This is a genomic window from Streptomyces sp. NPDC057474, from assembly GCF_042802555.1.
Classification (GTDB): domain Bacteria; phylum Actinomycetota; class Actinomycetes; order Streptomycetales; family Streptomycetaceae; genus Streptomyces.
In genome coordinates this window covers 25,905-36,857 of sequence record NZ_JBHVDX010000091.1, presented here as the reverse complement: position 1 = coordinate 36,857, position 10,953 = coordinate 25,905, and the positions used below count along the sequence as shown (strand labels likewise).

The 10,953-nt window shown below is 71.8% G+C and carries 10 protein-coding genes; 4 read left to right on the top strand and 6 right to left on the bottom strand.

Translation table 11 applies throughout. From position 1 onward, the window contains the following. Positions 1–70: 70 nt before the first annotated feature. Together ACFU53_RS24620 and ACFU53_RS24615 are read right to left on the bottom strand one after the other, a co-directional pair. Positions 71–889 carry an inositol monophosphatase family protein gene (locus tag ACFU53_RS24620; RefSeq protein ID WP_383996247.1) on the bottom strand — a complete coding sequence of 273 codons (819 nt, stop codon included), beginning with the start codon at positions 887–889 and terminating at the stop codon, positions 71–73. 8 nt (positions 890–897) lie between these two features. Next, the gene (locus tag ACFU53_RS24615) at positions 898–2,025 is read right to left on the bottom strand and encodes a ferrochelatase (protein WP_383996244.1); all 1,128 of its coding nucleotides are present in this window, start codon (positions 2,023–2,025) and stop codon (positions 898–900) included. 151 nt (positions 2,026–2,176) lie between these two features. On the opposite strand from ACFU53_RS24615, the gene ACFU53_RS24610 reads away from it, so the two are divergent. The 3 genes from ACFU53_RS24610 (at position 2,177) to sepH (ending at position 6,132) form a co-directional block, all read left to right on the top strand. After that, complete coding sequence (locus ACFU53_RS24610; RefSeq protein WP_383996241.1) at positions 2,177–3,418, top strand: MFS transporter; 1,242 nt, start codon at positions 2,177–2,179, stop codon at positions 3,416–3,418. Beyond that, positions 3,378–4,697 (top strand): D-arabinono-1,4-lactone oxidase, encoded by a 1,320-nt coding sequence (locus ACFU53_RS24605; protein WP_383996238.1) that lies wholly within the window; start codon positions 3,378–3,380, stop codon positions 4,695–4,697. Before ACFU53_RS24610 ends, ACFU53_RS24605 begins: the two co-directional genes overlap by 41 nt. Before the next feature lie 400 nt (positions 4,698–5,097). Beyond that, complete coding sequence (gene sepH, locus ACFU53_RS24600; protein WP_383996235.1) at positions 5,098–6,132, top strand: septation protein SepH; 1,035 nt, start codon at positions 5,098–5,100, stop codon at positions 6,130–6,132. Positions 6,133–6,313: 181 nt separating this feature from the next. Here sepH and ACFU53_RS24595 read toward each other — a convergent pair whose 3' ends face one another. Further along, positions 6,314–7,141 (bottom strand): sulfurtransferase, encoded by an 828-nt coding sequence (locus ACFU53_RS24595; RefSeq protein WP_383996232.1) that lies wholly within the window; start codon positions 7,139–7,141, stop codon positions 6,314–6,316. 322 nt (positions 7,142–7,463) lie between these two features. On the opposite strand from ACFU53_RS24595, the gene ACFU53_RS24590 reads away from it, so the two are divergent. Beyond that, entirely contained in the window at positions 7,464–8,258 is a 795-nt protein-coding gene (locus tag ACFU53_RS24590) for a VOC family protein (RefSeq protein WP_383996229.1), read from the top strand. An 81-nt stretch (positions 8,259–8,339) separates the two neighbouring features. Here ACFU53_RS24590 and ACFU53_RS24585 read toward each other — a convergent pair whose 3' ends face one another. The 3 genes from ACFU53_RS24585 to ACFU53_RS24575 form a co-directional block, all read right to left on the bottom strand. Next, positions 8,340–8,987, bottom strand: a complete 648-nt coding sequence (locus ACFU53_RS24585) for a thymidine kinase (protein WP_383996226.1) — start codon at positions 8,985–8,987, stop codon at positions 8,340–8,342. 96 nt (positions 8,988–9,083) lie between these two features. After that, positions 9,084–10,271 (bottom strand): alkaline phosphatase family protein, encoded by a 1,188-nt coding sequence (locus ACFU53_RS24580; RefSeq protein ID WP_383996223.1) that lies wholly within the window; start codon positions 10,269–10,271, stop codon positions 9,084–9,086. Next, positions 10,271–10,858 carry a DUF5998 family protein gene (locus tag ACFU53_RS24575; protein ID WP_383996221.1) on the bottom strand — a complete coding sequence of 196 codons (588 nt, stop codon included), beginning with the start codon at positions 10,856–10,858 and terminating at the stop codon, positions 10,271–10,273. Before ACFU53_RS24575 ends, ACFU53_RS24580 begins: the two co-directional genes overlap by 1 nt. Positions 10,859–10,953 lie beyond the last annotated feature (95 nt).

Genomic DNA, 10,953 nt, shown 5'->3' with positions numbered 1-10,953 from the left:
ATCCAGGCCGGGGTCCCGCTTTTTTGTGGCTCGGTTCGCCTCCGGGACGCCTCGTCCCGCTGTGGCGGTGTCAGTCGTGCCAGGCGCCCAGGTCCTCCAGGCGGGTCTGGAGGACCTGGAAGAGGCCGGGTGGGGCCGCGATGGTCAGGTCGGGTGAGAGGGGCTCTGAGGGGCGGCCACCGGTCAGGGCGCCCGCCTCCCGGGCGATGAGGTCGCCCGCCGCGTAGTCCCAGGCGTTGAGACCGCGCTCGTAGTAGGCGTCCAGGCGGCCCACGGCCACGTCACACAGGTCGATCGCGGCCGAGCCGCCGCGCCGGATGTCCCGCACGTGGGGAATCAGCTCGCGCAGCACGTCAGCCTGCCTGGCCCGCCGCTCGGCGCGGTAGCCGAAGCCGGTGCCGACGAGGGCCAGCTCCAGGGCGGGCGCGGGGCGCACGCGCGCGGGGCGGTCGTTGAGGTGGGCGCCCTCGCCGAGGACGGCCTGGAAGGTCTCGCCGCGCTCCGGGGCGTGGACCACGCCCACGACCGTCTCGCCGTCCACCCGGGCCGCGATGGACACGGCCCAACTGGGCAGTCCGTACAGGTAGTTGACGGTGCCGTCGATGGGGTCGATCACCCACTGGACGCCGCTGGTGCCCTCGACGCTGGCGCCCTCCTCGCCGAGCACGCCGTCGTGCGGCCTGCGCTCGGCCAGCAGGCCGGTGATCAGCTTCTCGGAGGCGATGTCCATCTCGGTGACGACGTCGACCGCGCTGGACTTGGTGGCGGCCACGCCGAGATCGGCGGGCCGGCCGTCGCGCAGGAAGGCTCCCGCGCGGTGGGCGGCGTCCAGGGCGATCTCCAGCAGTTCGGCCTTCAGGCCGCCCGGACGCTCTGACTGGTCGGTCACGGTGCTCCTCACACGTACGGGCTGTCGGCGCCCGCGGCGGCGGGCTGCGGGGCACGGGCCGGGCAGCAGCCGGCCGGGCACAGGTTGTGGCTCGCGCCGAGCATGCCGAGGGCGCAGGCCGTCACGTCCTGGCCCCGCTCGGTCGCGGCGCGCTCCAGGACGAGGTCGCGGATCGCGGCGGCGAAGCGCGGGGCGGCGCCCACGGTGGCCGAGCGGCGGACCGGCAGGCCCAGCTCCTCGCCCTTGGCCACGGCCTCGGTGTCGAGGTCGTACAGGACCTCCATGTGGTCCGAGACGAACCCGATGGGTGCCATCACGACGGCCGGGGCCCCGGCCGCGTGCCGCTCCTCCAGGTGGTCGCAGATGTCCGGCTCCAGCCACGGGATGTGCGGGGCGCCGGAGCGGGACTGGTACACGAGCTGCCAGGGGTGCTCGACGCCGGTCCGCTCGCGCACGGCGTCAACGATGAGCCGCGAGACCTCCAGGTGCTCCGCCACGTACGCGCCGCCGTCCCCGTGCACCTCGACCGGGCCTGAGGTGTCGGCCGAGGCGTTCGGGATGGAGTGCGTGCAGAAGGCGAGGTGCGCGCCGTCGCGGACGTCCTCGGGGAGGTCGGCGAGCGACTCCAGGACGCCGTGGATCATGGGCTCCAGGAAGCCCGGGTGGTTGAAATAGTGCCGGATCTTGTCGACCTTCGGCAGCTCCAGGCCCTCGGCCTCCAGGGCGGCGAGCGAGTCGGCGAGGTTCTCGCGGTACTGGCGGCAGCCCGAGTACGAGGCGTACGCGCTGGTGGCGAGAACCAGGACGCGGCGGCGGCCGTCGGTGACCATCTCGCGCAGCGTGTCGGTCAGGTAGGGCGCCCAGTTGCGGTTGCCCCAGTAGATGGGCAGGTCCAGGCCGTGCTCGGCGAAGTCCTTGCGGAGGGCGTCGAGCAGGGCGCGGTTCTGGTCATTGATAGGGCTGACCCCGCCGAACAGGAAGTAGTGCTGCCCGACTTCCTTGAGGCGTTCCTTGGGGATGCCGCGACCCCGCGTCACGTTCTCCAGGAACGGGACCACGTCGTCCGGGCCCTCCGGGCCGCCGAACGAGAGCAGGAGCAGGGCGTCGTAGGGGGTGGCGTCGTGCGCGTGTGGCATGTCTCCGATCCTGCCACCCGGCACCGGCAGCCGGGATCCCGGCCCACGCCCCGAGGATGACTTAGGGTTACCTCACCCGTAAGCTGTATCGACTGCGTTCACACCTTACGAGGAACTCTCTCCTCCGCTTACCGGACCGACCGGAGACCCCGTGCCCAGCCCCTACACCGCCCTGTTCGCCACCCCCGGTACCAAGGGCTTCACCGCCGCGGGTCTCCTCGGCCGGATGCCGCTGTCCATGATGGGCATCGGCGTGGTCACGATGATCTCCCAGCTCACCGGCCGGTACGGCCTGGCCGGCGCGCTCTCGGCGACCATCGCGCTGTCCGCCGCCGTGCTCGGCCCGCAGATCTCGCGCCTGGTGGACCAGCACGGACAGCGGCGCGTGCTGCGCCCGGCGACCCTCGTCGCACTGGCCGCCTCCGCGGGGCTGCTGTTCGCCGCGCACTACGGCTGGCCGGACTGGGTGCTGTACGTCTGCTCGGCCGGCATCGGCTGCGTGCCGAGCCTCGGGGCGATGACCCGGGCGCGGTGGGCGGCCCTGTACCGGGACACCCCGCAGCTGCACACCGCGTACTCCTTCGAGTCCGTCATCGACGAGGTCTGCTTCATCTTCGGACCGATCATCTCGATCGGGCTCTCCACGGCGTGGTTCCCGGAGGCCGGGCCGCTGCTCGCCGCCTGCTTCCTCGCGGTCGGCGTCTTCTGGCTGACCGCGCAGCGCACCACCGAACCGGCGCCGCACCCGCGCGATCGGGACGACAAGGGCCGCTCGGCGCTGCGCTCGCCCGGACTGCAGGTCCTGGTGGCCACCTTCGTGGCGACCGGGGCGATCTTCGGGGCCGTCGACGTGGTCACCGTGGCCTTCGCCGAGGAGCAGGGCCACAAGGCCGCCGCGAGCGTCGTCCTGGCCCTCTACGCGGCCGGTTCGTGCGCCGCGGGCATCGTCTTCGGGCTGTTGCGCTTCACCGGGGCGGCAGAACGCCGATGGCTGCTGGGCGTGTGCGGCATGGCCGTGAGTATGATCCCCCTCCTACTGGTCGGAAACTTGCCGTTTCTGGCCGTGGCGCTCTTCGTCGCGGGCCTGTCCATCGCACCCACGATGATCACGACGATGTCCTTGATCGAAGAGCACGTACCACGCACGCAACTGACCGAGGGCATGACCTGGGTGGGCACCGGGCTCGCGGTCGGCGTCGCGCTCGGCTCCTCGGTCTCCGGCTGGGTGATCGACGCGGCCGGGGCGGAGGCGGGGTACGTGGTTCCGGCGGCGTCCGGGGCCGTCGCGGTCGCGGTCGGTTTCCTCGGGTACCGCCGGCTGCGCAGGCCGGCTCCAAGGCGGGGAGGGCCCCATGAGCACCACAGTGATCGGGAAGAGCGGCACGTGGCGTAACTGGGCGGGGAACGTCACCGCCCGGCCCGTACGGGAGGTCACTCCTGCCACCGTCGAGGAACTCGCCGCGGCCGTACGGCAGGCCGCCGAGGACGACCTCAGGGTGAAGGCGGTCGGCACGGGCCACTCCTTCACGGCCGCCGCCGCGACCGACGGCGTGTTGATCCGCCCTCAACTGCTGACGGGCATACGCAGGATCGACCGCGAGGCCATGACCGTCACGGTCGCCGCCGGCACCCCGCTCAAGCGGCTCAACATGGCTCTCGCGCGCGAGGGGCTGTCGCTCACGAACATGGGCGACATCATGGAGCAGACGGTCTCCGGCGCGACCAGCACCGGCACGCACGGCACCGGCCGCGACTCGGCATCGATCGCCGCCCAGATCCGGGGACTCGAACTGGTCACCGCCGACGGCTCGATCCTCACTTGTTCCGCGACCGAGAATCCCGACGTCTTCGCAGCCGCCCGCGTCGGCATCGGCGCCCTCGGCATCGTCACCGCGATCACCTTCGCCGTGGAGCCGATCTTCCTGCTCACGGCACGCGAGGAGCCGATGCCGTTCGAGAGGGTGCTGGCCGAGTTCGACGAACTGCACGCCGAGAACGAGCACTTCGAGTTCTACTGGTTCCCGCACACCGGCAGCACCAACACCAAGCGCAACAACCGCAGCGCGGGCCCCGAGAAGCCCGTACCGCAGCTGAACAGCTGGTTCGAGGACGAGTTCCTCTCCAACGGCGTCTTCCAGGTGGCCAACTGGGTCGGCCAGGCGGTCCCCGCCACCATCCCGACGATCGCGCAGATCTCCAGCCGCGCCCTGTCCGCGCGGACCTACACCGACATCCCCTACAAGGTCTTCACGTCTCCGCGCCGGGTGCGCTTCGTGGAGATGGAGTTCGCCGTTCCGCGCGCGGCCCTGGTGGACACGCTGCGTGAACTCAAGGCGATGGTCGACCGTTCGAAGCTGCGCGTCAGCTTCCCCGTCGAGGTCCGCACCGCCCCGGCCGACGACATCACGCTCTCCACCGCCTCCGGCCGCGAGAGCGCGTACGTCGCCGTGCACATGTTCAGGGGCACGCCCTATCAGGCCTACTTCACCGCCGCCGAGCGGATCTTCACCGCGCACGAGGGGCGGCCGCACTGGGGCAAGGTGCACACCCGGGACACGGACTACTTCTCCAAGGTCTATCCCCGCTTCGGCGAGTTCACCGCTCTACGTGACCGGCTCGACCCCGAACGGCGGTTCCAGAACGACTACTTGCGCCGCGTGCTCGGGGCCTAGCCGGGCGGGCGTTTCCGATGATCGCGTGCAGCCCGTCCCTCCCGAGGTCACGAAAAGGTCTGTTCCGGCGGCGGATTGGCGTCTCTCATGAGAAGTTGAGCGGCGTGCCGATCCACGCAAGTGGCCCGAATGGAGTACTGTTGCGAGCCCTGGATCCGGACTCCCGCCAGGGTGTCCGGGGCCTTAGAGGACCGCCGGGAGGGGGATCGTTGCACAGGGTGATGAGGTTCGTCACTTAGCGTTGCGAACAGGTAACCGTGCCATAACGGCAGCCTCGGGCTCACGCCCGACACGCCGGGCAACTCGGCAAGGTTGTGGCAGGCTGCACCCGGGCAGGCCACACTCACTAGCGGAAGCAGCGACGCACGTGACGTCGGCAGGCACCACCCGGGAGGTCCCCATGCCCGAACTGCGTGTCGTGGCCGTCTCCAATGACGGCACACGGCTGGTGCTGAAGGCTGCCGATTCCACGGAGTACACGCTGCCGATCGACGAACGGCTGCGTGCCGCCGTGCGCGGCGACCGTCCCCGCCTCGGTCAGATCGAGATCGAGGTGGAGAGCCATCTCCGTCCCCGTGACATCCAGGCGCGGATACGCGCGGGTGCCACGGCCGAGGAAGTCGCGCAGCTCGCCGGCATCCCCGTCGACCGGGTACGCCGGTTCGAGGGTCCCGTACTGGCCGAGCGCGCCTTCATGGCCGAGCGGGCCCGCAAGACCCCGGTCCGCCGTCCCGGCGAGAACGCGGCCGGGCCCCAGCTCGGCGAGGCCGTCCAGGAGCGACTGCTGCTGCGCGGCGCCGAGAAGGACACCGTCCAGTGGGACTCGTGGCGCCGCGACGACGGCACCTGGGAAGTCCTGTTGGTGTACTGCGTCGCGGGCGAACCGCACTCGGCGAGCTGGACGTACGACCCGCCCCGGCGGCTCGTCCAGGCCGTCGACGACGAGGCGCGTTCTCTGATCGGCGAGTCCGACGACCTCGGGACGCCCGAGCCGAGCTTCCCGTTCGTGCCGAGAATCGCGCGGCTGCCCCGTGACCGCCCCCTGGACCGCCAGGCGGAACGTCCCGCCCTGCCCTCTCCGCCCGAGCCCGGCGAGGAGTTGGTGAGCGAGCGCGACTCGCTCACCAGCATCCTGGAGGCCGTCCCCAGCTACCGGGGCGACCTGGTGGTGCCCGAAATGCCCTCCGCCGAACCGCAGGAGGAGTCCGTCTCCGTCGAGGAAGCGGTGGAGGAGGAGCCCGCGGCCCCCGCGGCCTCGGCCGGTTCCGCCTACGCGGACATCCTCATGCCGCGGTCGGTCAACGGCCACCGCGACCGGCTCACCGGCGCCACCGACCGCCAGGCCGAGGCCGACGGCGTCCGGCCGGGCCGTCGCGCGGCGGTGCCGAGCTGGGACGAGATCGTGTTCGGTACGCGACGCAAGAAGCAGGAGTAGCGGACCTACAGCGGTGGGGAGTCGGGGCGGTCGTTCGCGCGGATACGTTTCCTCGTCTCTGCCCTCACCTGCTTCTCTGTTGGTCTCTGTTGGTCTCTGTTGGTGCAGGATCGGTCATTCATACGTGTGTGGGGCCCGCGTCGTTCAGACGCGGGCCCCACGGCATGCCGTCGGCGGTGGGTCACTGAGGGTCGGGTCCGGTGGCCACCGGGCGGTCGCCGTCCCGGGACCACTCCGACCACGAGCCCACGTACAGGGCCGCAGGGATGTCCGCGACGGCCAGTGCCAGCACCTGGTGGGCACCGGAGACACCGGAGCCGCAGTAGACGCCGACCTCGGAGTCGGCCGTCGCACCGAATCCCTTGAAGCGGTCGGAGAGTTCGGCGGCGGACCGGAAGCGGCCGGATTCGGCCACGTTCTCCGCGGTCGGGGCCGACACCGCGCCCGGGATGTGCCCGCCGACCGGGTCGATGGGCTCCACGTCGCCTCGGTAGCGCTCGGCGGCCCGGGCGTCCAGGAGCAGCCCGTTGCGGGCCAGCGCGGCGGCGCCGTCCGCGTCGAGCAGCGGCAGCCCGCCCGGGACGGGTGTGAAGGTGCCGACGGCCGGCTCCGGGATCTCGGCCGTCAACGGGCCTTCCCAGGCCGCCAGACCGCCGTCCAGGACTCGTACCGAGGGGTGGCCCGCCCAGCCGAGCAGCCACCACGCGCGCGCGGCGGCCCAGTTGAGCCCGCCGTCGTACACGACGACGGAGCGGTCGGCGGAGACCCCGGCCACCCGCATCGTCGTACCGAAGGCCTCCAGGTCGGGCAGCGGATGCCGGCCGCCGGAGCCCGCCGGGCCGGCGAGTTCGGCGTCCAGGTCGACGAAGACGGCTCCCGGGATGTGCGCCTGTTCGTACTCGGGGCGCAGGTTCGGGCCGCCCAACTGCCAGCGGACGTCCAGGAGGACCGGCGGGTTGGCTCCCGCCAGCTCGTTCGCGAGGTCGGAGGCGGAGATGATGGCGTTCATGGCCCCATCCTCGCGTACGGGGTGGCCGCGTCGCCCTGGTCCGGCTACTCTGCCCGCCGGGCGGTGCCGATCACGAGGCGTACGGGATCGGGCACATGCCGTACAACCGATGGACACCGCACGGCAGCGAAGCGGAAAGCGACCGGTACCGGCAAGCCGGGCATCCTCGCGTACGTACGCGTCGCGCGGCGGTGCGGCGCGGGCCCGTGGCGCTACGGGTGGTGCGAGCATCGGCACGGGGCGTGATCGCGCGTGGACGCGGTACACGCGTACGGAGGGCGGACGGACACGGCCGCCGCGAGGGGCCGAGGAGAGAGTGACGATGACCGAGGCACGGGGGTCGGCCGGCCTGAACGGTGCGGCGTATCCACCGGGCACCCCTTGCTGGGTGAGCCTGATGGTGCACGGGATGGCCACGACCCAGGACTTCTACGGGGCGCTGTTCGGCTGGGAGTTCCAGCCCGGCCCCCAGCAGCTCGGCCCGTACGTGCGGGCACTGCTCGACGGGCACCAGGTGGCGGGCATCGGCCAGCTGCCGCCGGACCGCCATCTCCCCATCGCCTGGACGCCGTACTTCGCCTCGGACGACGCGGACCTGACGGCGGAGACCGTACGGCACTGCGGTGGCACCGTCGGCGTCGGTCCGCTGGACGCCGGCGAGGCGGGCCGCCTGGCGATCGCCTCCGACCCCGCGGGCGCCGTCTTCGGCATCTGGCAGGCGGCGGAGCATCTCGGCGCGGACATCACCGGCGTCCCCGGCACCCCGGCGTGGGACGAACTCCTCACCGTCGACAGCTCGCTGGTCGCCAAGTTCTACGAGACGGCGTTCGGTTACGAGGAGGAGCCGGTCGTCTCCGCCGACCTCGACTACGTCACCCTCCGCATCGAGGGCCGCCCCGTCGCCGGCATCCACGGCGTCGGCAGCGCGCTCCCCCGCGACCGGGGCCCGCACTGGCTGACCTACTTCGAGGTGACCGACCCCGACGAGGCCGCCAACCGCGTCATCGAACTCGGTGGTCACGTCCTCAAACCCACCCACGACACCCCGCACGGTCCGGTGGCCACCCTCGCCGACCCGGAGGGCGCGAAGTTCGCGGTGGTGCACACGGAACTCTGAACCGTCGGCTCGGCCGGTCGCACGGTCGGGTGAACTCCGGCGGCCCGGTGATGTCAGGTGACCCCGGGGGCGGGGTTCCAGTCAGACCGTCTCGACCGGCAGGACGTCCGGGGAGAGCGCGCTGGCGTGGGCCGTGGCCGCTGTCATGCGGCGGCGGTGGTGACGGCGGCAGAGGACCTCGTAGCCGATGTCGTCGGGCTGGTTGACGTCACCGACGACGACCTGGGCGCCCTCGACGACCATCTGGCCGCCTATGGTGCGGGCGTTGTGGGTGGCGCGGGCGCCGCACCAGCAGAGGGCCTCCACCTGGAGGACCTCGACGCGGTCGGCGAGTTCGACGAGGCGCTGGGAGCCGGGAAAGAGCTTGGAGCGGAAGTCGGTCGTGATGCCGAAGGCGTAGACGTCGAGGCCCAGGTCGTCCACGACGCGGGCGAGTTGGTCGATCTGCTCGGGGGCGAGGAACTGGGCCTCGTCGGCGATCACATAGTCCGCGCGGCGGCCCTGGGAGAGGTGGTCGACGAGGTAGGCGTAGAGGTCCTGGCCGTCCTCGACCTCCACGGCGTCGGTGACCAGGCCCAGCCGCGACGACAGTTTGCCCTCGCCCGCGCGGTCGTCACGCGTGAAGATCATGCCCTGGAGGCCGCGCGCCGAACGGTTGTGCTCTATCTGGAGGGCCAGCGTCGACTTCCCGCAGTCCATGGTTCCGGAGAAGAACACCAGCTCGGGCATGGTGAGTTGAGCACCTTTCGGCATGGAGGGCGAGGGAGCGACGGGACCGGCAGGACGGCGAGGGTGGGCAGGGCGGAGGGGGGAGGGGGCAGGGCTTCAGGAGCGTACTTCGAGGAGCGGGACCAGCTGTTCCACGGGGGTCATCGAACCGTGGTTGCCGACCATCGCCGACTCCTTGGGCTCCCGCTCGGAGGCGATGATCAGCACGTCGTCGCGCGCGGCCGCGACCACGTCGCCGAGGCGGGCGTACACGCGCTCGTCGACCTGCGGTCCGAACCAGCCCGCCGCGATCGCCTCGTCGCGCGAGGCGATCCAGAACTGCTCGCCGAGCACCTCGCGCCAGCAGGTCAGGACGTCCGACTGGGCACCCGGCACGGCATACACATGGCGGGCCCGGCCCTCGCCGCCCAGCAGGGCGACCCCGGCACGCAGCTCCCAGTCCTCGTCGAAGTCGATGCGGTGCTGCTCGTCGAACGGGATGTCGATCATGCCGTGGTCGGCCGTCACGTACAGGGCCGTGCGCGGCGGCAGTTGCTCCGCCAGGCGCTGGACCAGCCGGTCGACGTGCATGAGCTGACCGCGCCAGGCGTCCGAGTCGACGCCGAAGCGGTGCCCCGCGCCGTCCAGCTCGGAGTAGTACGTGTAGATCAACGCGCGGTCCCCGGCGGCCAGTTGTGCGGCGGCCACATCCATACGGTCCTCGCCGGAGAGGCGGCCGTGGAAGGTGCCGCCGCTCAGCGCGATCTGGGTGAGGGGGGTGTTCTGGAAGGCGGGGGAGGTGACCTGGGCGGTGTGCACACCCGCCTGGTCGGCGAGCTGGAAGATCGTGGGGTACGGCTGCCACACGCGCGGTGACGTCCACGGCTGCCAGCGGAGCTGGTTCATCAGCTCGCCGGTCTCCGGGTTGCGGACCGTGTAGCCGGGCAGCCCGTGCGCGCCCGGGGGCAGGCCGGTGCCCACGGAGGCGAGAGAGGTCGCGGTGGTGGCGGGGTAGCCCGCGGTGATGGGGAGGCCGGTGCCGCCGCGCGAGGACGCCAGCAGCGCCGCCATGTAGGGCGCCTCGTCCGGGTGCGCCTTCAGCTGCTCCCAGCCCAGGCCGTCGATCAGGAACACGCAGGCCCGGTCGGCCGCGGTCAGTTCCGGTATCACGGCGGTCGTACCGGGGACTCCCATGCCCGCCGCGAGGGTGGGCAGGAGGTCGGCGAGCGAGCCGACGCCGTACTCGGGGACGGGGGCGGAGCCGACGGCGAGGGGTTCCGGGTCGTCCCAGGTGGCCAGCGCCATCAGCGGGCGGGGTCCGCGGTCGCCTCGGAGAGGGACTGCGCGAAGGCGAGGGCCTGACGCACGGTCTCCGGGCCGTCCCCGGCCTCGCTGACCCGCAGGCTGAGGTCGTCCGCCGTCGAGCTGCCCGTGTACCCGTGGTCCGCCTCGCAGTTGGGGTCGCCGCAGGCGGCGGGCTCCAGGTCGATGCGGGAGACGGCGCCCCATCCGATCGTCAGGACGACCTCGCGGGGGAGGGTGCCCGGTGTGTACGACTCCGGGTTGGCGACGACACGACTGAGCACGACCGACGAGATCCGGCCGATCTTCACCGACTCGGTCGACGTCGTGGCGTACGGCGTCGGCGAGGTGGTGTCCGCGGCCTGCTCGTCGGTGTGGCTCACGATGAAGCGGTTGCCCGTGAGGACGAGGACGGTGACGTGTCGCCGCACCTCGTTCGCGTCGAACGTCGTCTCCTGATGGACCAGGTACGACTTGATGGCCTCGCCGCCGACAGCGGCCTCCACCGCCTCGGCCACGAGGGCCGGGTAGTAGCCGCTGCGCTCGATCGCCGCACGCAGCCCCTGGGTCGTCGTACTGGTCTTGGCCATGACGTCCATCCTACGGTGGCGCACCGACTGCGAGGGACCGCTCTGCCGTCTCTGTTCTGTCGTGGACGGATCAATGCGCGGGGCCGTGCGCCGTC